The 19,040-nt window shown below is 68.4% G+C and carries 22 protein-coding genes and 1 tRNA gene; 8 read left to right on the top strand and 15 right to left on the bottom strand.

All coding sequences use genetic code 11. The features are described from left to right. Positions 1 to 79 precede the first annotated feature (79 nt). A complete protein-coding gene (locus tag DC434_RS00455; RefSeq protein ID WP_116633323.1) occupies positions 80 to 502 on the top strand; it encodes an NUDIX hydrolase in 423 nt (140 codons plus the stop codon). A gap of 55 nt (positions 503 to 557) precedes the next feature. Here the strand turns inward: DC434_RS00455 and DC434_RS00450 are convergent, their stop codons facing one another. Continuing rightward, positions 558 to 1,013: a YbaK/EbsC family protein gene (locus DC434_RS00450; RefSeq protein ID WP_207769890.1), complete on the bottom strand. Its 456-nt coding sequence runs from the start codon at positions 1,011 to 1,013 to the stop codon at positions 558 to 560. A 56-nt stretch (positions 1,014 to 1,069) separates the two neighbouring features. After that, complete coding sequence (locus DC434_RS00445; RefSeq protein WP_116633322.1) at positions 1,070 to 1,576, bottom strand: DNA helicase; 507 nt, start codon at positions 1,574 to 1,576, stop codon at positions 1,070 to 1,072. Positions 1,577 to 1,749: 173 nt separating this feature from the next. On the opposite strand from DC434_RS00445, the gene DC434_RS00440 reads away from it, so the two are divergent. After that, complete coding sequence (locus DC434_RS00440) at positions 1,750 to 2,307, top strand: peptidylprolyl isomerase (protein WP_116633321.1); 558 nt, start codon at positions 1,750 to 1,752, stop codon at positions 2,305 to 2,307. A 21-nt stretch (positions 2,308 to 2,328) separates the two neighbouring features. Further along, entirely contained in the window at positions 2,329 to 3,228 is a 900-nt protein-coding gene (locus DC434_RS00435; protein WP_116633320.1) for a rhomboid family intramembrane serine protease, read from the top strand. Positions 3,229 to 3,422: 194 nt separating this feature from the next. Here the strand turns inward: DC434_RS00435 and DC434_RS00430 are convergent, their stop codons facing one another. After that, a complete protein-coding gene (locus DC434_RS00430) occupies positions 3,423 to 3,662 on the bottom strand; it encodes a cell division protein CrgA (RefSeq protein ID WP_116633319.1) in 240 nt (79 codons plus the stop codon). Between the two features lie 78 nt (positions 3,663 to 3,740). Between DC434_RS00430 and DC434_RS00425 the strand changes: the two genes are divergently transcribed. The 3 genes from DC434_RS00425 to DC434_RS00420 are packed head-to-tail and all read left to right on the top strand — an operon-like array spanning position 3,741 to position 5,348. After that, the gene (locus DC434_RS00425) at positions 3,741 to 4,535 is read left to right on the top strand and encodes a class E sortase (RefSeq protein WP_116633318.1); all 795 of its coding nucleotides are present in this window, start codon (positions 3,741 to 3,743) and stop codon (positions 4,533 to 4,535) included. 28 nt (positions 4,536 to 4,563) lie between these two features. Beyond that, positions 4,564 to 4,719, top strand: a complete 156-nt coding sequence (locus DC434_RS20030) for a hypothetical protein (protein WP_165807956.1) — start codon at positions 4,564 to 4,566, stop codon at positions 4,717 to 4,719. Further along, on the top strand, positions 4,716 to 5,348 hold the full coding sequence (locus tag DC434_RS00420; protein ID WP_116633317.1) for a gamma-glutamyl-gamma-aminobutyrate hydrolase family protein: 633 nt from the start codon (positions 4,716 to 4,718) through the stop codon (positions 5,346 to 5,348). The genes DC434_RS20030 and DC434_RS00420 overlap by 4 nt, the downstream gene beginning before the upstream one ends. A gap of 73 nt (positions 5,349 to 5,421) precedes the next feature. Here DC434_RS00420 and pknB read toward each other — a convergent pair whose 3' ends face one another. From pknB to DC434_RS00385, 7 genes are read right to left on the bottom strand one after another with little or no spacing between them, the layout of a single operon-like run. Then, positions 5,422 to 7,134, bottom strand: a complete 1,713-nt coding sequence (gene pknB, locus DC434_RS00415; protein ID WP_116633316.1) for a Stk1 family PASTA domain-containing Ser/Thr kinase — start codon at positions 7,132 to 7,134, stop codon at positions 5,422 to 5,424. Between the two features lie 43 nt (positions 7,135 to 7,177). Continuing rightward, positions 7,178 to 8,920, bottom strand: a complete 1,743-nt coding sequence (locus DC434_RS00410) for a serine/threonine-protein kinase (RefSeq protein ID WP_243408735.1) — start codon at positions 8,918 to 8,920, stop codon at positions 7,178 to 7,180. Then, positions 8,917 to 10,371, bottom strand: coding sequence for a penicillin-binding transpeptidase domain-containing protein (locus tag DC434_RS00405; protein WP_116633314.1), 1,455 nt, complete (start codon positions 10,369 to 10,371; stop codon positions 8,917 to 8,919). The genes DC434_RS00410 and DC434_RS00405 overlap by 4 nt, the downstream gene beginning before the upstream one ends. Beyond that, entirely contained in the window at positions 10,368 to 11,753 is a 1,386-nt protein-coding gene (locus DC434_RS00400) for an FtsW/RodA/SpoVE family cell cycle protein (RefSeq protein ID WP_116633313.1), read from the bottom strand. The genes DC434_RS00405 and DC434_RS00400 overlap by 4 nt, the downstream gene beginning before the upstream one ends. Further along, positions 11,750 to 13,069, bottom strand: a complete 1,320-nt coding sequence (locus tag DC434_RS00395; protein WP_116633312.1) for a PP2C family serine/threonine-protein phosphatase — start codon at positions 13,067 to 13,069, stop codon at positions 11,750 to 11,752. The genes DC434_RS00400 and DC434_RS00395 overlap by 4 nt, the downstream gene beginning before the upstream one ends. A 7-nt stretch (positions 13,070 to 13,076) precedes the next feature. Beyond that, on the bottom strand, positions 13,077 to 13,601 hold the full coding sequence (locus tag DC434_RS00390; RefSeq protein WP_116633311.1) for an FHA domain-containing protein: 525 nt from the start codon (positions 13,599 to 13,601) through the stop codon (positions 13,077 to 13,079). Continuing rightward, the gene (locus DC434_RS00385) at positions 13,598 to 14,314 is read right to left on the bottom strand and encodes a DUF3662 and FHA domain-containing protein (protein ID WP_116633310.1); all 717 of its coding nucleotides are present in this window, start codon (positions 14,312 to 14,314) and stop codon (positions 13,598 to 13,600) included. Before DC434_RS00385 ends, DC434_RS00390 begins: the two co-directional genes overlap by 4 nt. A gap of 145 nt (positions 14,315 to 14,459) precedes the next feature. Between DC434_RS00385 and DC434_RS00380 the strand changes: the two genes are divergently transcribed. Continuing rightward, positions 14,460 to 14,542, top strand: a tRNA-Leu gene (locus tag DC434_RS00380). 84 nt (positions 14,543 to 14,626) lie between these two features. On the opposite strand, the gene DC434_RS00375 is transcribed toward DC434_RS00380, so the two are convergent. From DC434_RS00375 to DC434_RS00360, 4 genes are read right to left on the bottom strand one after another with little or no spacing between them, the layout of a single operon-like run. After that, positions 14,627 to 14,857: a hexameric tyrosine-coordinated heme protein gene (locus DC434_RS00375; protein WP_116633309.1), complete on the bottom strand. Its 231-nt coding sequence runs from the start codon at positions 14,855 to 14,857 to the stop codon at positions 14,627 to 14,629. Positions 14,858 to 14,903: 46 nt separating this feature from the next. Further along, positions 14,904 to 15,458, bottom strand: coding sequence for a redoxin domain-containing protein (locus tag DC434_RS00370; RefSeq protein WP_116633308.1), 555 nt, complete (start codon positions 15,456 to 15,458; stop codon positions 14,904 to 14,906). Continuing rightward, a complete protein-coding gene (locus DC434_RS00365) occupies positions 15,451 to 16,200 on the bottom strand; it encodes a glutamine amidotransferase (protein ID WP_116633307.1) in 750 nt (249 codons plus the stop codon). Before DC434_RS00365 ends, DC434_RS00370 begins: the two co-directional genes overlap by 8 nt. A 32-nt stretch (positions 16,201 to 16,232) precedes the next feature. Further along, entirely contained in the window at positions 16,233 to 16,778 is a 546-nt protein-coding gene (locus DC434_RS00360) for a peroxidase-related enzyme (protein ID WP_116633306.1), read from the bottom strand. A gap of 120 nt (positions 16,779 to 16,898) precedes the next feature. Between DC434_RS00360 and DC434_RS00355 the strand changes: the two genes are divergently transcribed. Further along, entirely contained in the window at positions 16,899 to 17,750 is an 852-nt protein-coding gene (locus DC434_RS00355) for an AraC family transcriptional regulator (RefSeq protein ID WP_116633305.1), read from the top strand. Positions 17,751 to 17,764: 14 nt separating this feature from the next. Here the strand turns inward: DC434_RS00355 and DC434_RS00350 are convergent, their stop codons facing one another. After that, entirely contained in the window at positions 17,765 to 19,036 is a 1,272-nt protein-coding gene (locus DC434_RS00350; RefSeq protein WP_116633304.1) for a family 1 glycosylhydrolase, read from the bottom strand. Positions 19,037 to 19,040 lie beyond the last annotated feature (4 nt).

The following is a 19,040-nucleotide window of genomic DNA, read 5'->3' as shown; positions in this document are numbered from 1 at the left end:
CGAGCATCCTGTGAGTCGGACGCCTCGTCGTCCGACTCACGGTCGGGCCCTGTCTCACGCGGCGGATAGGGTGAGTGGCATGGACCTGCGTGTCGCGGCATACGCGGTCGTCACCGATGACGACGGCCGGCTGCTGCTCGCGCGCTGGACCGAGGGACGCCGTGTGGCGTGGACGATGCCCGGCGGCGGGCTCGAGCCCGGCGAAGCGCCGGAGGATGCCGTGCGGCGCGAGCTCCGCGAGGAGACCGGCTACTCGGTCAAGGTCGGCGAGCTGCTCGGCATCCACTCCCGGGTGATCCCCGCCAGCCGGCGCGTGCACAAGGCCGCCGTGCCCCTGCACACCCTGCGCATCGTCTACCGCGCCGAGGTCACCGGCGGGAAGCTCACCTTCGAGGCCGACGGGTCCACGGACATGGCCGAGTGGTTCCCGCTGAAGGCGGTCGCCGAACTGCAGCGGGTGAAGCTCGTCGACATCGCGCTGCGGATGGCCGGCATCCTCTGACCCGGTTCTGGGTCCCTGACGCGACCCAAGATCGCTCAGCGACCCATCCCGGCGATCAGCGCTCCTCCGGCACCGAGATGTCGGCGACCGTCGCGCCGTAGGCGGCGATCAGGTCGTCGGCCTCGACGAAGAGGCTGAAGCCGTGCGCGCCGGCACCCATGGCGATGCGCTGACCGACGATAGTCTCGTCCGCGTACACGGGCCAGTCGGTGGTGCTGCCGATCGGCACGATCGTCCCGCGCTCGTACCCCGTCGCCGCGAGAGCCAGCTCCGGTTCCGGAAGGCGCAGCTTGTTGACGCCGACCAGCGCGCGCAGCTTCGGCCAGGAGATCGAGCGACCACCGGGCACCAGCGCGAACAGGTACGTGTCGTCCGACCGCTTCACCACGAGGGTCTTGACGATCCCCGACGGATCGATGCCGAGCAGCTCGGCGGCTTCGAACAGGCTGTTCGCCGCGGGACGCTCGCGGATGTCGATGGTCAGGCCGCGAGCGGCCGCCGCATCCCGCACCCGGGCATGCTGATCCCCTCCGGCACCCGAGGCGACGGAGGGGAGATCAGGCGAGGTCACGCGTCCGGCGCGGAGAGCGGGTCGTCCGCGACCCAGAGCTCGTCGTCGGCGCGGAGTGCCTGCCAGGCGGCGTAGAGCACGCCGACGGCGGCTGCGGCGCCGAGGATGATCGCGACGACCGAACCGAGCCCGGGGCCCGACTTCTGCTTCTTGCCGAACGCTCCGCGGGGTGCCGGGGCAGCGACGCCGTGACGCTTGGCGTTCGCGTAGTCCCACGCGGTGAGAGCGCTGCCGACGACACCGCCGACGATCGGGACGACCTTGTCGTCGACGACGTGACGGCCGATCTTCACGCCCTGGTCGACGACGGGGGCGACGCGACGGTTGTACGTGTCCTGAACGACGGGGAGCACCTGCTCGCGACCGAGGCTGCCGAGCTGACGGCTCGCCTCACGGGCGACGTCTGCGGCGTGGCCGACGACGACCTGCTGCGACTCCCAGAGCTGGGTGGCTTCCTTCTGCAGACGACGCAGTTCCTTCTTCCGCTTGCGGCTGAGGCTCACGATGTTCTCCTGTCCATTGCAGTGCGGGTTCCCCATCTTGCCAGACGAGGCTGGGTGGGAGTCGGGAAATTGCGTCCCCTTGCCAACGGACGAGCCGAGCGGTAGCGTACGTGCCCCGCCGCGGGCGCGCCATGAACGGGCGAACTCACCGGAAGCTCTGCGAGAATGAGCACATGGCTCACGCTTCCCACGTCGCAACTCTGCACACCAACCACGGTGACATCGTCATCAACCTCTTCGGCGACCACGCTCCGAAGACGGTCAAGAACTTCGTCGGCCTGGCCGACGGGTCCCAGGAGTGGACGCACCCCGCCACCGGCAAGCCGGGCGAGGGCGCTCTCTACAAGGACGTCATCTTCCACCGCATCATCCCCAACTTCATGATCCAGGGCGGCGACCCGCTTGGACAGGGCGTCGGCGGTCCCGGATACAACTTCGACGACGAGATCAACATGGAGCTCGACTTCAACGAGCCCTACATCCTCGCGATGGCGAACGCCGGCCTCCGCCGCAACGCCATCACCGGCAAGCCCGAGGGCACCAACGGGTCGCAGTTCTTCATCACCACCGACCCGACCCCGTGGCTGCAGGGCAAGCACACGATCTTCGGCGCCGTCGCGGACGACGCCTCCAAGGCCGTCGTCGACGCCATCGCCGCCGTTCCGACCGCGGCGGGCGACCGCCCGATCGAGCCGGTCGTGCTGCAGTCGATCGACATCGTCGCGGCCTGACGACAGCTGCGGCCGATCCGGATGACGACGCCTGAGTTCGCGGACAACCGCGACAACTTCTGCTACCGGCATCCGGGTCGGCAGAGCTTCGTGCTCTGCCAGCGCTGCCTCCGCACGATCTGCCCCGAGTGCCAGACGCAGGCACCCGTCGGCGTGATCTGCCCGGAGTGCATGAAGGAGCAGCAGAAGAATCGCACCCCCGCGCAGAAGCGGGCGCAGCGACGCTGGGGCGCGAGGAGCTCCAGCACGACGATGACGCTCGCCCGCAGCGGCAGGCCGCTCGTCACCTACATCCTGCTCGCGGTGACCTCGTTCATCGGGTTGGTGCAGCTCATACCCGGCATCGGGCGTGAGATCACCAACACCCTGCTCTTCGCCGCACCGTATCTCTATCCGAACCTCTTCGCCCTGCCCTTCGAGCCCTGGCGGCTGCTGACCGCGATGTTCGTGCACGGCGGCTTCATCCACCTGGCGCTGAACATGCTCGCCCTGTGGATGCTGGGGCAGAGCCTCGAGCCCATGCTCGGCCGCGCCCGCTTCCTCGCGCTGTATCTGATCAGCGGTCTGGGCGGGTCCGTCGCGGTTGCGGTCATCGCCCCGGGAACGTCGACGGTCGGTGCGTCCGGCGCGATCTTCGGTCTCATGGCGGCGCTGCTGATCATCGGCCGTCACATCGGCGCCAACGTCACCGGGCTCCTGGTCATCCTCGGCATCAACCTGGTCTACGGGTTCGTGTTCTCGCAGAACATCGCCTGGCAGGCGCACCTCGGCGGGCTCGTGATCGGTGCGCTGATCGCCTTCATCTTCACCCGCACCAAGCGCCGAGAACAGCGCGTCTGGCAGATCGTGCTGCTCGCCGCCGTCACGGTGCTGTTGATCGTGGTCGTGGCCTTCGTGCCGCCGCTCATCATCCTGGCCTGATCCACGCGTGTCGACAGGGTGAATGACCCTGTGAATAACACCGGTGTAATTCTCCCCAGGCTGTGCACAAGGCTGTGGATAACTTCTTGGGGGGACGGTCGGACGTGGCCGCCTTATTCGACGCCGACTCGAGGCAGGGGAAACGAAAGGCCCCTCGCGATGCGAGGGGCCTTTCGGAAGAACTCGGAGGCGGGTCAGCGCCAGCGGGTGGTCATGAGGAACCCGATGAGAGCGATGCCGAGGCCGATGGCCAGATTCCAGTTGTCGAGTCCCGGGATCGGGAACTGCATGCCGGAGATGTAGAACACGAGGATCCATGCGAGGCCGAGCAGCATGAAGCCGATCATCACCGGCTTGAACCACACGGCGTTGGGAGCGGCCTCGCCTTCGGCGCGCTCGACGGCGGGTTCTTCGGTCTTACGCTCACGTGCCATGCCGACATTCTACCCATGACGCCTATCCCGCACCCAGACCTTCGTCCGGCGGCCAGCTGCGGACGATAAGATCGCGCCATGACTGCATCCGTCGTGCCTGGGGGGCGACGCCCGCGACGCGAGCGCCCGCGCTCCCGCGCGACCTTCGCGAGCGTTCTCGGCGAGCTCCTGCTCACCGCCGGCGTCGTCGTGCTGCTGTTCGTCGCGTGGCAGATGTGGATCGGCGACATCATCATCAGCGCCCAGAAGAACGACGAGGGTGCCGCGATGTCGCAGCAGCTCGCGCAGGGCGAGGCCCCCGAGCCGCCCCCGCTGATCGAGACCGACGACGGTGCGACGGTGTACCAGGCTCCGATCCCCGCGGCCCCGGCCGACGGCGAGTGGTTCGCCCAGATGCACATCCCGCGCTTCGGCGCCGACTACAACTTCGGGATCTGGGGCGGCACCAGCAGAGCGGGCACGCTCGACCAGCTGGGGATCGGCGTCTACAAGAACTCCAAGATGCCGGGCGAAGCCGGGAACTTCTCGATGGCCGGTCACCGCACCACCTGGGGCAAGCCGTTCAACCAGCTCGACAAGCTGCAGCTGAACGACGCGATCGTCGTCGAGACGGCCGACGGCTGGTACACCTACCGGTTCCGGAACCTCGAGTACGTCACGCCGACCCAGACCGACGTGCTGGCCGACGTGCCCCAGATGCCCGAACAGCAGACCGGCGAACAGTACATCACGCTCACGGCCTGCTCCCCGCTGTACTCGCTCGCCGAGCGCATCGTCGCCTACGGGGTGTTCGAGAGCTTCCAGCCGCGGGCCGAAGGCCCGCCTCCCGCCCTCACCGACCCGCCGCCGCCCCCGGCCGCACCGTCGATCTGACCATGGCCGCCTCCGAGGGAGAAGACTGATGTACTCCGCACTCTGGCGCCTGCTCCCCGGTCCCTGGTGGGTGCGGGTGATCATCCTGCTCGTCGTGATCGCCGCCGTGCTCTACGGGCTGTTCTGGTACGTGTTCCCCTGGGTGAGCCCGCTCATCACGCCGGGCGAGGTCGACGTCGAATGACGCGAGTCCTCGTGGTCGACAACCACGACAGCTTCGTGCACACCCTGGTCGGGTACCTTCACGAGCTGGGCGCCGACACCACGATGATCGAGTCGGATGCGACGGATGCCGACGCCCTCGGGCAGCTCCTCCCCGGATTCGATGCGGTGCTGCTCTCGCCAGGGCCCGGCACCCCCGCCGACGCCGGGGCCTCGATGGATGCGGTCCGCGTGGCGATGCGCCTGCGGATGCCGCTGCTCGGCGTCTGCCTCGGCCATCAGGCGATCGGCGAGGTGTTCGGCACGGCGGTGACCGAGGCTCCGGAGCTCATGCACGGCATGGTCTCGGCCGTGAGGCATGACGGATCCGCGCTCTTCGCCGGCATCCCCTCTCCGTTCGACGCCGGGCGCTACCACTCGCTGTCGCTCGCGGCATCCGCTCTTCCGGCCGACGTGGTCGTGACCGCGTGGACGGAGACCGGCACCGTGATGGGTCTGGCACACCGCGACCTCCCGATCCACGGCGTGCAGTTCCACCCCGAGAGCGTGCTCACCGAAGGCGGCTACCGACTCCTCGCGAACTGGCTCGACATGTGCGGGGACACGGATGCCGTGGCGCTCTCCGAGCACCTGCATCCGCTCTCCCGCTGACGTGCGCCGAGCGCGCTTCGACAGGGCTCAAGGCCCTTCGACAGGCTCAGGGACCCAGGGCGTGTGCGACGCCCTACGGTCCAGTGCAGAACCGGAGTTCGACCGCTGAGCCGATGGGCACGTCACCCGGTGCGACCGACATGGAATGGACGGTCGCCGGCTTCGTGGCCGGGCAGTCCGCCGCCTCCACGGGCGTGGGGGTGAGTCCGAGATCGGTGAGGTTCGTCGAGGCGGCATCCACCGTCCAGCCGGTGAGGTCCGTCAGCGTCACCTTGCCGCTCGCGACGACCAGGTCGACGACGGTCCCCGGAGGAACCTCCGCGTCGGCCGCCTGACTGGCCGTCATCACGGTGTCGGCCTTCGTGCCCTTGTCGTTGCGCTGCACCACCGTGCCGAGTTGGAGACCCGCATCGGCCAGGGCCTTCTTCGCATCGGTGAGCGCCATGCCCTCCAGCTGCGGGACGACGACGACATCCTCGCCGGATGACACGTAGAGCGTGACGGCCGTGCGCGCCTCGACGGCGACGCCGGCTTCCGGATCGGTGCGGATGACGTTCCCCTCGGCGATCTCCGAGCTCGACTCGATCACGATGGTCGAGGTGAGATCGAGTGCCGCGAGGTCGTCCTGCGCTCGCTCGGACGAGACGTTCACGAGGTCGGGGACGACCTTCGAGGAGCTGGGCACCTCGGGAGGACGCATGCTGATCGTGACGACCCAGAACAGCACCGAGGCCAGCAGCACGGCGAGCAGGGCGACGCCGGCCCAGATCCACGCGACCGGAGGACCGGACTGCGTGCGGGCCATCGTCGTGTCGGTGCTGAGCTGACGCAGCGAGCGCGCCGTCTCCTGCGCCTGGCGAGGGCTCGGACCGTAGAGCTCGCTGGTCAGCGCGCCGACCTGCTTGCGCGTGGGAGCGGCCCCGGTGAGCGCAGAGTCCAGTGCCGAGCGGAAGTGCGCGGCATCCGGGAACCGCTGGTACGGATCCTTCGCGAGGGCTCGCAGGACGATCGGGTCGAGTGCGCCCGGTGCGTCTTCGTTGACCTCAGTCGGCGGGACCGGCGTCTCGCTGACGTGCTGGTAGGCGACAGCCACGGGGGAGTCGCCGCGGAACGGCTGTCGTCCCGTGAGCAGCTCGTACAGGACGACACCGGTCGAGTACAGGTCGGCGCGCGCGTCGACCGGCTCGCCCTTCGCCTGCTCGGGCGAGAAGTACGCGGCCGTGCCGATGATCTGCGTGGTCTCGGCGACCGTCGACGAGGAGTCGGAGACGGCTCGGGCGATGCCGAAGTCCATCACCTTGACCTGGCCCTTGTCGGTGACCATCACGTTGCCGGGCTTGATGTCGCGGTGCACGACGCCCGCCCGGTGCGAGTAGTCGAGGGCTTCGAGGATGCCGTCGACGTAGCGGACGGCGTCGTCGACGGGTACGGGACCCCGGGCGATGATGTCCTTCAGCAGGGTTCCGCTGATGAGCTCCATCACGATGTAGGGCGGATCCTCATCCGGCTGGGTCGCTGAGCCTGTCGAATGCGCGCTCGAGGAGGGGTCGCCGGCATCGAAGACGCGCACGATCGACGGGTGCGCCATGCGCGACGCCGCCTGCGCCTCGAGACGGAACCGGGTGCGGAACGCCGTGTCACGGGCCAGGTCGGGGTCGAGGATCTTGATCGCGACGGCGCGACCGAGCGTCAGGTCGTATCCGCGGTAGACCTTCGCCATGCCGCCGTGCCCGATGAGCTCGTCGACGCGGTACCTACCCGCGAGAACGCGCGGCTCTGTGGACACGGAATACCCCCCTTGGAACGACGATGACTGAGCTGGAACTAGGCTACCCGGCGGCTCCGCCGTCGCCGTCACCCTCGCCGTCCCCGCCCGGGGCCGTGATCGTGACCGACAGCGGGGGCGACGCGTCAGAGGTGCGCTGATCGCCGCCGGAGCACATGCCCTGGTAGGTCACGATGAGCTGCTGGCCCGCGGCATCCGCCACCTTGATCTGCGTGTTGCGCTGCGTCGGCTGGAAGGTGGGGCCGCCCGACACGAACGTGCCGTTCTGCACCGAGACGACGTAGCCCGAGAGGGTGGAGCCGCTCGGGCAGGTGAAGCCGGTGCCCCACGCGACCGTCACGGTGCCTCCGGCGACCGGGTCACCCGTGATCGTGGGGGCATCCGTCGGCGTGGGCAGGGCGGTGCGAGCCGCGTAGACCGTGAGCACGATCGGCGTGGTGGTGAGCACGTTGCCCGAAGGCGCCACGTTGTAGACCTTGCCGACCTCGCCGTCGCTCGGAGCCGGGTCGCCGTCGACGCACGTGATGTCGCTGACGAATCCGGCGCCCGTGAGCGTCGCGGTCGCGCCGCCGCAGTCCATGCCGCCGAGGTTCAGCGCGGTCACATCGACACGCGTCTCCTTGGGCGTCGGTGGCGGGGTGGGCGTGGGTGTCTTGCTCGGCGGCGCCGAGGTCGTCGGCGACCCCGTCGGGTCGGCGTTCGGGTCACCCTGCTGCGACAGCGCCCAGATGGTGCCGCCGAGCACGATCACGAGCAGCGCGATCAGGGCGATCAGCGGCCACGTCCACGGGCTGCGCTTCTTCTTCTCCTTCTCCTCCGCCGCTTCCTCGGTGGGGAGCTGGGCGGTGGTCGGGAGGATGCGGGTGGCGCCCTCATCACCGGTGGCGGACAGCATCCGGGTCGCGTCGTCGTTCCCCGCGATCCCGCCGGTGGCGATCGCCGGCACGGCGATCGCTGCGGAGTTCAGGTCACCGCGACGCAGGGCCTGCGCGGCACGCGCCACGGTCGCCGAGGACGACGGGCGGTCGGACGGCTTCTTGGCGATCATCGCCATGACGAGGTTCTGCACCGGGATCGGCACGGTCGGCGGCAGCGGCGGAGGCTGCTCGTTGATCTGCGCCATCGCGATCGCGACCTGCGATTCGCCCGTGAACGGACGCTTGCCCGCGAGGCACTCGTACGCCACGATGCCGAGCGAGTACGTGTCGGTCGCGGGGGACGCCGGGTGGCCCGACGCCTGCTCCGGCGACAGGTACTGCACGGTGCCCATGACCTGACCGGTCGCGGTCAGCGGCACCTGGTCGGCGATGCGCGCGATGCCGAAGTCGGTGATCTTGACGCGGCCGTCGGGCGTGATCAGCAGGTTGCCCGGCTTGATGTCGCGGTGCACGAGACCGGCGGCATGCGCCGCCTGCAGAGCGGATGCCGTCTGGGCGACGATGTCGAGCGTCTTGTCGGCGCTCAGCGCGCCGTCGCGCTCGAGCACGGTCGACAGCGCCTCACCGGGGACGAGCTCCATGACGAGGTACGCGCTGCCGTTCTCCTCGCCGTAGTCGAACACGCTGGCGATGCCCTCGTGGTTGACGAGAGCCGCGTGCCGCGCCTCGGCGCGGAATCGCTCGAGGAACCCGGGGTCCCCCATGTACTCGTCCTTGAGGATCTTGATCGCGACGGTACGTCCGATGACGTGATCCGTCGCCTCCCACACCTCGCCCATGCCGCCGATCGCGATTCGCGACTGCAGCTCGTAGCGACCACCGAACGACACACCCTGCGTCGGTCTCATCTGCCCAGCACCGCCTCTATGACCTTCTTCGCAATCGGAGCGGCGATGGTGTCGCCGCTTCCGGACTGCCCTTGTCCGCCGCCGTCTTCGACGACGACCGCTACTGCGACCGCGGGGTCGTCCGCCGGTGCGAAACCGGTGAACCACAACGTGTGCGGCCTGTTTCCGTTCTCTGCCGTCCCGGTCTTACCCGCCACGTCGATCCCGTCTATTCTTGCACCCTGCGCGGCGCCGTTTGAGACGCTCGCGACCATGGATGCGGTGATCTGGTCGGCCGTCTCCGCTTCCATCGCCCGGCCGAACTCGCTGTTCTCGAACGAGCGGATGACCGAGAGGTCGTTGCCGATCACGGCGTCGACCATCTGCGGGTTCATGACGACCCCGTCGTTGGCGATGCCGGCGGCCAGCATGGCGATCTGCAGCGGCGTCGCGGTGACCTGGCCCTGCCCGAATCCGGAGAGCGCGGTCTGCGCGTCATCGAGGGCCCGAGGGTAGCTCGACGGTGTGGACTCGAGCGGCGTCGAGAAGCTCTTGTTGAAACCGAACTTCTCCGCCATCTCGCGGATCCGGTCGTCGCCCAGCTCGACGGCGAGCTCCGCCATCGGGATGTTGCAGCTCAAGCGGATAGCCTCGGCGATCGTGACCGTGTCGCCGGACCCGCAGGTTCCGCCCCAGGCGTTGGACACCGTGTTGGAGGAGCCGGGGAGCGTGTAACGGGAGGGGTTCGGCAGGGTCGAGTCGGGTGTCCACTCCCCGCTCGCGTACGCGGCGGCGGCGGTGATGAGCTTGAACGTCGAGCCCGGAGGGTTCAGGTCGCCCCGGAGTGCGCGGTTGGAGAGCGGCTTGGTGGGATCGGACTCGAGCTGGTCGTAGGTCGCGTTGGCGGCATCCGCATCGTGCGAGGCCAGCAGGTTCGTGTCGAAGCCCGGAGTCGAGACCATGGCCAGGATGCGCCCGGTCGCCGGCTCGATCGCGATGACCGCGCCCTGGTACCCCTGGAGCGCGTCGTAGGCGGCCTGCTGTGCGGCGGTGTTCAGCGACAGCTCCACGCTGAAGCCACGCTGCGGCTGGCCGGAGAGGATGCGCTCGACCTCGGCGAGGAAGGCGTTCGAGCCCGTTCCGGAGAGGTCGGCGTTCATCGCCTCCTCGATGCCGGTCGCGGAGCCGAGCGCCGGGTTGAACCAGCCGGTCACCGGCTCCCACATCGGCGCGTCGGAGTAGACCCGCTGGAACTGGTACTGGTCGTCGCTCGGGATCGAGGTCGCGATCGCGGCGCCGTCGACGATGATCGATCCGCGCTGGATCTCGTAGCTGTCCAGGCGCGTGCGCTTGTTGTGGCTGTTCTGGGCGAGGCTGTCGGCCTCGACCACCTGGATCCAGCTGCTCGCGGCGAACAGCGCGATGAACATGAACAGCATCACGATGCTGAGGCGGCGGAGCTCCTTGGTCATCCGATCACCACCCGGGGCTGGCGGCGCACGCCGTCGGAGATGCGCAGCAGGAGTGCCACGATGAGCCAGTTCGCGACGAGCGACGAGCCGCCGGCCGCGAGGAACGGCGTCGTGAGGCCGGTCAGCGGAATGATGCGCGTCACGCCGCCGACCATGATGAACACCTGCAGCGCGATCGTGAACGACAGCCCGGTGGCGAGGAGCTTGCCGAAGTCGTCCTGACCGGCGAGACCGATGCGCATGCCGCGGCTGACGAACACCATGTAGAGGCAGAGGATCGCGAACAGCCCGATCAGGCCGAGCTCTTCGCCGAGGCTCGTGATGATGTAGTCGCTGTGCGCGAGCGGTGTGATCTCGGGGCGGCCCTGACCCCAGCCGGTGCCGATGAGGCCGCCGCGGGCGAGTCCGAACAGGCCCTGCATGGGCTGGTAGCCGGCGCCGTCGGGGTCGACCTGCGAGGAGTCGAACAGGAAAAGCCAGTTGATGAAGCGTCCCTGCACGTAGCTGAGGATCTGGGTGGCGAGGGCGACGCCGGCAACCACGAGGGTCAGACCGATGAGCACCCAGCTCGTCTTGCCCGTCGCGACGTACAGCATCGCGACGAACATGCCGAAGATGAGGGTTCCGGTGCCGAGGTCGCGCTGGAAGATGATGATGCCGAGCGAGATGACCCAGACGACCAGCACCGGCCCGAGTTCGCGCATGCGCGGCCAGGTGATGCCGAGCACGCGCTTGCCCACCGACGTGAGGCTCTCGCGGGTGCGCACCAGGTAGCCGGCGAAGAAGATCGCGAGGGCGATCTTGGCCAGCTCACCGGGCTGGAAGGCGAAGACGCCGCCGAGCGAGACCCACACGGCCGCGTTCGCGTCGTCGATGCGCAGGCCCGGCACGAAGGGCAGCAGGAGCAGCACGATGCCGGTGAGGCCGAAGATGTAGGTGTAGCGGAACAGGACGCGGTAGTTGCGCAGCAGGATGACCACGGCGATCGCGCCGGCGAGCGAGATCGCCGTCCAGGCGAGCTGCTTGGTCGAGTAGGCGTCCCAGCCCGTGTTCGCCTTCGCGATGTCGATGCGGTAGATCATCGCGATGCCGATGCCGCTGAGCAGGGTCGCGATCGGCACGACGAACGGGTCGGCGTCGGCGGCCACGACGCGCAGCACGAAGTGCAGGGCGAAGGCGAGCACCGCGAGTCCGCCACCGATCGCGAGCACGACCGGGTCGATCACGCCGAGTGCGCCGAGCTGGACGAGGGTCAGCGCCGCACCGCTGATCGCGCACGCGAAGAGCAGCAGCCAGAACTCGCGGTTGCGCTGCGTCTGCGGCATCCGGATGCGCTTGAGGGCCTTGATGACGCTGGTGTCGGCGGCGACGTCGGTGCTCATCCCTCACCTCCGCCGGCGGGAGTCTCTTCCGGAGTCGGGACGGGCGTGGGCAGCGGAGTCGGGAGGGGCGTCTGCTCGATGGCGTTCGCGTCGGCGCCGGCGCGCAGACGGTCGACGATGGCCATCGCGTCGGCGAGCGAGCGGGCCGTGATCGTGCGCTCGACGGATGCCCGCTGGTACGGGGGCAGGTTCGCCAGGAGGATGTCGGTGTCTTCGAGCGGGGTCGACAGCGTGATCGGACCGATGTTCTGCTGCACGCCCTGGAAGATCACGACGCTGTCGTCGTCGGCGCCGATGAAGTACCGCGTCTGCGTCCAGCTGTAGGCCGCGAACGCGGCTACACCGAGCATCACGAGGACGACGAGGACTCCCGCGATCCAGCCGAGGCGGCGGCGCTTGGCGCGACGACGATCCTCCTCGATGAGCTCCTCGAGGTACTCGGGGGCCGGCTCGAAGTGGCTGGGCTCGTTGGCGGCCTGACGCACCGGGTGCAGCCAGTTGCCGCGCGTCGGGCGCACGGGCGGCACGTAGACGCCGGACGGGTTCGACGCCGAGCCGACGACGGTCGCGGTGCCGGTGTGGATCGGATGCTGTCCGCCGACGTCGACCAGCACGATCGTGACGTTGTCGGGGGCGCCGCCGTCGAGGGCCTGCTTGAGCAGGTTGTCGGCCGTGCGCCCGGGGGCGAGGCCGAGTTGCATCGCCTTGAGGATGTGGGCCTCGTCGACCACGCCGGACAGGCCGTCGGAGCAGAGCAGCCAGCGGTCGCCGGGCTGCGTGTGCATGACGAACATGTCGAGCTCGGGGTCGGAGTCCATGTCGCTGAGCACGCGCATGAGCACTGAGCGGCGCGGGTGGTAGCGGGCTTCTTCCGGCGTGATGCGACCGGAATCGACCAGGCGCTGCACGAAGGTGTGGTCGGCGGTGATCTGGGTCAGCGCGTCGTCGCGGTACAGGTAGATGCGCGAGTCGCCGATGTGGCCGATGACCGCGTACTCGTCGACCATGATGATCGCGCTGAGCGTGGTGCCGAGGCCGGCGAGCTCCGGTCGGTCCTTCGCGGCGCGGATGAGATCGCCCGCGGCGGTGGTCGCCGCCGCCTGGAGGGACGCCTGCGCGTCTTCGGTGGAGGCGTAGGGCTGGTCGAGGGGCTCGAGTCGGTGGATCGCGATGCTCGAGGCGACGTCGCCTCCGGCGTGGCCGCCCATGCCGTCGGCGACGACGAACAGGTTCGCTCCGGAGTAGCCGGAGTCCTGGTTGTTGGAGCGGACCTTCCCGGTGTGGGAGATCGCGACGCTCGAGCCTTCGAAGACCATGCCGGGGTCAGGCTCGCAGCTCGAAGGTCGTGGCGCCCACCTTGATCGGGGTGCCGAGCGAGAGGTTGACGGGTCCGCCGGTCACGCGCTGGCCGGCGACGAAGGTGCCGTTCGTGGAATCGAGGTCCTGGATCGCCCAGGCATCGCCCCGGAGCATGAGGCGCGCATGATGGCTCGACGTGTAGTCGTCGCGGATCACGAGCGCCGATTCGCTCGAGCGGCCGATCGTCATCGAGTCGGCGCCGAGGGGGAGCTCGAGGCCCGTCTTCGGTCCGGAGGTGATGACCAGGCGCTTCGCCGTCGCGATCGTCGCGGGTCCCGTCGACGGCTTCGCGGATGCCGGACGAGCCGCCGCCGCGGGCTTCGCCGGAGCGACCGGAGCGGATGCCGCGCCGGCGGTCGCCTCGGCGGGGAGCTTGCGCACCTTCACGCCGAACAGGTCGGCGCGCAGCGAGTACACGACGCCGAACACGAAGAACCACAGGACGATGAGGAACCCGACGCGCAGCAGGAGGAGGATCAGTTCACTCATCCGAAGCCCCCGAACGCGCGGGTGGAGTCGTCGGTCGGGCGCGACGGCGCCGACACGGGGACGATCTTGAACACCAGGTCGGTGCGGCCGATCGTGATCGTGGTGTCGGAGGGGAGCGCGGCTTCGCGGAGCTTCTGGCCGTTGACCTTGGTGCCGTTCGTCGAGCCCAGGTCGCGCATCATTGCGCGCTCGCCGTCCCACAGGATCTCGACGTGCTTGCGGCTCGAACCGGCATCCGCGATGGTGATGTCGGCATCCGAACCACGCCCGATCACGGTGCGGGCGCGCGAGAGCGAGTGGCGACGGCCGTCGACGTCGACGACGGCCTGCCAGCTGACGCGGCCCTCGACCGTTCCGGAGTCGACGCGGACCGTGCCGGTGGCGACCTTGTCGTCGGCCTCGAGGCTGATCGAGAGCGGCCCGGAGAAGCTGTAGCCCTGGGACTTGGCGTGCTTGTTCAGCAGCGCGTGCAGCTCTTCGGTGAGGGCTCCGCCGAGGCTCCGCATGCGCTCGGCGTCGTCGGTGCTCAGACGCACCACGAAGCTGTTGGGCGCGATGATGCGGTCGCGGCTGACGACCGCCGCTTTCGTGTCTGCTTCACGACGGACCGCCGAAGCGATCTCCACGGGCTGGATGCCGCTACGGAAGGTCTTCGCGAACGCGCTGTTGACTGCGCGTTCGAGACCCTTCTCAAAGCTGTCAAGTAGTCCCACTGGGCTCCTCTGGCATGCTGACCGGTAGGGACATCGTAGCCAGGTGACCTGGGGGAACGCCGCCGATGACGGTTTCCGGGTGTGCGAAGAGGCCGAAATCGCGTGATATCCTCGGGAAGTTGAGTTCTTCGGAACGAGACCACTCGCGCGAGTGGCGGAATGGTAGACGCGCTGGCTTCAGGTGCCAGTGTCCGTAAGGACGTGGGGGTTCAAGTCCCCCCTCGCGCACAGTAACGAATGAAGGCCGGGCCCGGAGGGTTCCGGCCTTCATTCGTCGGTGAGCGCGAGTGAGGCCCCTTTGTGATCCGGCGGTCAGGACCGCCAGAATCCGTTGGCCGCCGCGACGGTATGGAAGTTCGTCGCGACGACATGCGATATGGCGATGAGCGCCCCGAAGTCCTCGGCGTAGTCGGCGCGAACCCGCTCGCGGACCTCGGCTGAGGGCTGGGTGAGCTTGACCGCCGTTCGGGAGAGTCTGACGGCGAGGGCGTATCCCTCCTCGGAGGTCTCGGTCAGCAGGGTCGGAAGCCAGGAGTCGGTCATGGGACTGCCTTTCGTGGGTGTTGATGGGGACGGAGGAGGGCCTGGGTCAGGTGCAATTCCCGCCGATGTCGCAGAAAGCGCTATCGGATGCCACGCTCTCGGCGGGAGCGCGGACGAGTTCCGCGGCGGGTTCAGCGAGCAGCCGACCGAGGTAGGCGCCGAGGGCGAGCTCGTCGACCGTGCCGAAGGCGATGTCGCGCAGGTATCCGTCGCGATCGATGATCAGCATCGAGGGTGTGCCACGCAGCCCGTACCTCTGCATGGTCGCGGGAATCGCCTGCCCCGGGATCGGACGGTCGATCGCGACGGGAAACTCGATCCGATACTCGGAGAGGAAGACTTCGAGGGCATCGCAGCCCATCACGGCATGATGTTCGAACACCGTGTGCAGACCGAGAACGACGACCTCATCGCGGTCGAAGGTGCGGTGGATGCGTTGAGCGAGGGGCAGGCCGTGGCTGATGCAGCCGGGGCAGAGCATCTGGAACGCCTCGATGACGACGACGCGTCCCCGCAGCGATTCGATCGAGATCGGGGCGCTGTTCAGCCACGACGAGACATCGAGGGTGAACGGATCGGTGGAGAGGGTGGATTCAGGCATGACGATCTCCTGTTCTTCGCGGAGCGGTCGATGGGACGTGTTGTTCGAGCCAGGCGTGGAGCACCTTGGCGGCGGCCTGCCGGAGTTGCGGTCCATGGGCCCCGGCCTGGGCTCGGATGCTCCTCGGATCGAAGCCGTGGTGGCTCAGCTCGTGCGCGTGGCCGATGAGCCAGCGCTCGATGAGTTCGGAGTCCGCCTCGAGATGGAACTGAAGGCCGAGGACGTTCGGGGAGCTGAAGGCCTGGTGCGGAAAGCCGGGTGTGCTTGCGAGATGCGCGGTGCCCTCAGGGATTCCGAACTCGTCCCCATGCCAATGCAGCACGGGCACGCCATCGAGGTGACGGAGGGGAGACGTGCGCCCCTCAGGAGTGAGGTGCAGGGGCGCGTAACCGATCTCGGCCGAACCCGTCGGCCTGACCGCTGCTCCCATCGCGTCCGCGATGAGCTGAGCGCCGAGGCAGATCCCCAGCATCGGCGTTCCGCTGCGGAGCCGCTGAGCGATTGCCGTCTTCGTGTCCCTCAGCATCGGGTAGCGATCGTCGTCGTGGACGCCGATCGGGCCGCCGAGGATCACCAGGAGATCTGCGGCCTCCACGTCGCCGGGGTCGACGCGGCCGATCCCGGCGTCGGCGTATCGAACGGTGTACCCCCGCGCGGCGAGCGCCGGCTCAAGGATGCCGAGGTCTTCGAACGCGACGTGGCGAAGGGCGAGCACGGTACGGGGTCGGAAGATGTCAGACATTCGTGTTCCTCTCGTGCTCGCCCTGCGAGCCGTCAGTTCGCGCGGCGGAGCGGCACGTTCGGGAAGTCGATCGGAACGTCGAGCGCGATGTTCACGTAGTTCGTGAACAGGTTGAGCGCGACCTGCCCGATGGTCTCGACGATCTGCTCGTCGTTCCAGCCCTGGTCGCGTACGGCCTGCACGTCGGCTGCGGAGAGCTGACCGCGGTCGTTCACGAGCTTGAGCGCGAAGTCGAGCAGGGCCGCCGTCTTGGGGTCGTCGGACTGGCCGTCCTGGGCTGCGGCGAGAGTGTCGCGTGAGAGGCCCGCCTTCTTGCCCAGAGCGGTGTGGGCCGCGAGGCAGTACTCGCAGGAGTTGCGGTTGGCGACCGCCACGGCGATCTGCTCGCCGAGAGCCGCGCCGAGGGTGCCGCCGCCGAAGGCTCCGAAGGAGCCCCACATGCTCGCGAGGGCGGCGGGCGAGTTGGCCACGGCCTTGAACATGGCGGGCACGGTGCCGAAGGCGGAGGTGATCTGGTCGAGGTGCTCCTTGACGGATCCGGTGGTGGCGGCACGGTCGACGAGGGGGACGTTGGGCATGATGCTCCTTGGTGGAAGATGGGCCCGTCGTTCGGGCTTGTTTCCAGCCTTCCGTTCCGGGCAGGACGATGCGCACCTTTCCGTCTTGACTTCTTGACGAATCGTCCACAAACTAGCGGAATGGCCTCCGTCGATCGGCTCACTCCCCTGCTGCAGCGATTCCGCGTTCAGACCCGGCTCTTCCACGCCGGCCCGCTCTGCGGGGTGACGGCCTTCCCGCCTGAAGCCGGTCGCGGTTTCCTGCACGTGCTCCGCCGTGGGGAGATGGAACTGACGGTGACCGACGAGCGCGGCGGCACGGAACGACTGCAGATCGAGCGCCCGAGCCTGCTCTTCTTCCCGCGGCCGAGTGCGCACTCTTTCCTCAATGCGCCGACCGAGGAGTCCGACTTCGCGTGCGCCACTCTGGAGTTCGCCGGGGGCGCCACGCATCCGCTCGTCCAGGCGCTGCCGCCGGTCATCGTCCTCCCGCTCGACGAGGTGTCGACCCTCAGCCCTGCGCTCGATCTGCTCTTCTCCGAGGTCGACAACGTGGCGTGCGGCCACCCGATCCTGGCGGATCGCCTGTTCGAGGTCGTGCTGATCCAGCTGCTGCGATGGATGCTCGACAACCCCACGCACATCGCTCTTGATCAGAGTCTGCTGTCGGGCCTCGCCGACGAACGCCTCTCGCCGGCTCTCGTGGCCGTCCACGAGTCGCCGGGCGACCCCTGGACGCTGCAGTCGATGGCGCGGGAGGCGAACATGTCGCGCAGCGCCTTCGCCGCTCACTTCAAGAAGGTCGTGGGTCAGACGCCGGTGGACTACCTCACCGAATGGCGGCTGACGATCGCGCAGGAGAACCTGCGCGCGGGCATGTCGGTGAGCACCATCGCTGCGGAACTCGGCTACGCGAGCGCCTCAGCGTTCTCCCGGGCCTTCGCGCAGCGCCTCGGGCGCTCGCCACGCGCCTGGCTCGCGCTCGCTGCCTGAGCGCGCCTCCGGCATCACCCTTCTTCGCCCGAAGCTGCGACGAGGCTCTCCCGACGCGCGTACGCCGCGAACCGATCGGCGACCGGATTCCGTACCCGCTCCAGCGACGAATCGCCTTCGACGAGGTCGAACAGACCCATCGTCAGCAGATGATCCGCTCGAGGCTTAGTGCTGTGGCGATACGTCCATTCGTACATGTCGAAGAGCGGCCACCAGGTGTAGCCGACGACGTCGGTCCCTTCGGCACGCAGGTCCTCCACCGCCCGCACCGATGCGTCCATCCACGCGATGCGCGTCGCCGCGTCATCCGTGACGCATGTCTCCGCGAGCATGACCGGTGCGCCGTAGCGGTCGGCGTAATGTCGCAGCATCTCCTTCAAGCCGTCGACCCCATCGTCACGGGTAGGGCGCGGGTCGGCAAACCCTCCGCCATGGTGCACGCCGGCTTCGAACAGCTCGGTCGAATGCCGCGGGTAGTAGTTCACTCCCATCACGTCTGGCTGCACGGCGTTGTCGCAGAACCACTGCAGCAATGCAAGCGGTGCACCGCGCGATCGCAGGAAGTCGAAGAGCGGATGCCGATCGTCCACCTTCCCCGTGACGAGATCTTCGACCAGGAAGCCCTGATGGGTGTACCGCCTCGCGGTCTCCCAATGCTCAGGAGCATCGATGTCCCCCGCATACCGCATCGACGCGTCCACGTGCACGAAAGTCGCTCGATCGCCGAGCGCATCGGCGATCGAGCGCTGAGTGAGCACGAACCCTTTCGCGATCGCCGTCGCGATCTCGACCAGGCCTTTCGCGCCGCTGCGGTACGGCGGCCAGTAGGCGTACTCCCCGCTGAACAGCGAATGCAGCATGGGTTCGTTGACCGGGGTGTAGTCCGTCGCGACATCCCGGTAACGGTCTGCCGCACGCGCCGCGTACTCGGCGACGAACTCCGGGTAGTCCGGGTGCGCGAACTGGTCCTCGATCCACAGCGGAGTGCCGTAGTGGAGCACGTCGACGACCGGACGGATGCTGAGCTCACCGAAGCGGTCCATCACGCGGTCGGTCCACGACCAGTCCCATCGGCCGCGCTCGGGAGAGACGAGGTGCCAGGGGATGCCCCAGCGCATGAATTCGGCGCCGACGGACGCGGCGAGACCGAGATCCTCGCTCCACTGGTCGTAATGCTCGGTGAGCGCATACTCGTCGATGGCGCGCTCGCCGGAGCGCTCCTGAGGGATGAACGTGTTCTCGATGCCGAGGCCGAAGCGCAGGCGGCCGTCGCGGTACCAGGTCATAGGG

It is taken from the genome of Microbacterium sp. TPD7012 (assembly GCF_003075395.1).
Lineage (GTDB): Bacteria > Actinomycetota > Actinomycetes > Actinomycetales > Microbacteriaceae > Microbacterium.
Note: the sequence above shows the minus strand (reverse complement) of the source record. Positions and strands in the feature narration are given on the sequence as shown.

What these genes read in the sequence shown, in the direction of transcription:
- DC434_RS00355 (WP_116633305.1), top strand. Translation starts at nt 16,899, where the DNA reads ATGGCCTCCGTCGATCGGCTCACTCCCCTGCTGCAGCGATTCCGCGTT.
- DC434_RS00370 (WP_116633308.1), bottom strand. Translation starts at nt 15,458, where the DNA reads ATGCCTGAATCCACCCTCTCCACCGATCCGTTCACCCTCGATGTCTCG.
- DC434_RS00440 (WP_116633321.1), top strand. Translation starts at nt 1,750, where the DNA reads ATGGCTCACGCTTCCCACGTCGCAACTCTGCACACCAACCACGGTGAC.
- DC434_RS00405 (WP_116633314.1), bottom strand. Translation starts at nt 10,371, where the DNA reads ATGACCAAGGAGCTCCGCCGCCTCAGCATCGTGATGCTGTTCATGTTC.
- DC434_RS00400 (WP_116633313.1), bottom strand. Translation starts at nt 11,753, where the DNA reads ATGAGCACCGACGTCGCCGCCGACACCAGCGTCATCAAGGCCCTCAAG.
- DC434_RS00435 (WP_116633320.1), top strand. Translation starts at nt 2,329, where the DNA reads ATGACGACGCCTGAGTTCGCGGACAACCGCGACAACTTCTGCTACCGG.
- DC434_RS00375 (WP_116633309.1), bottom strand. Translation starts at nt 14,857, where the DNA reads ATGACCGACTCCTGGCTTCCGACCCTGCTGACCGAGACCTCCGAGGAG.
- DC434_RS00455 (WP_116633323.1), top strand. Translation starts at nt 80, where the DNA reads ATGGACCTGCGTGTCGCGGCATACGCGGTCGTCACCGATGACGACGGC.
- DC434_RS00350 (WP_116633304.1), bottom strand. Translation starts at nt 19,036, where the DNA reads ATGACCTGGTACCGCGACGGCCGCCTGCGCTTCGGCCTCGGCATCGAG.
- DC434_RS00420 (WP_116633317.1), top strand. Translation starts at nt 4,716, where the DNA reads ATGACGCGAGTCCTCGTGGTCGACAACCACGACAGCTTCGTGCACACC.
- DC434_RS00395 (WP_116633312.1), bottom strand. Translation starts at nt 13,069, where the DNA reads ATGGTCTTCGAAGGCTCGAGCGTCGCGATCTCCCACACCGGGAAGGTC.
- DC434_RS00430 (WP_116633319.1), bottom strand. Translation starts at nt 3,662, where the DNA reads ATGGCACGTGAGCGTAAGACCGAAGAACCCGCCGTCGAGCGCGCCGAA.
- DC434_RS20030 (WP_165807956.1), top strand. Translation starts at nt 4,564, where the DNA reads ATGTACTCCGCACTCTGGCGCCTGCTCCCCGGTCCCTGGTGGGTGCGG.
- DC434_RS00425 (WP_116633318.1), top strand. Translation starts at nt 3,741, where the DNA reads ATGACTGCATCCGTCGTGCCTGGGGGGCGACGCCCGCGACGCGAGCGC.
- DC434_RS00360 (WP_116633306.1), bottom strand. Translation starts at nt 16,778, where the DNA reads ATGCCCAACGTCCCCCTCGTCGACCGTGCCGCCACCACCGGATCCGTC.
- DC434_RS00390 (WP_116633311.1), bottom strand. Translation starts at nt 13,601, where the DNA reads ATGAGTGAACTGATCCTCCTCCTGCTGCGCGTCGGGTTCCTCATCGTC.
- DC434_RS00365 (WP_116633307.1), bottom strand. Translation starts at nt 16,200, where the DNA reads ATGTCTGACATCTTCCGACCCCGTACCGTGCTCGCCCTTCGCCACGTC.
- DC434_RS00410 (WP_243408735.1), bottom strand. Translation starts at nt 8,920, where the DNA reads ATGAGACCGACGCAGGGTGTGTCGTTCGGTGGTCGCTACGAGCTGCAG.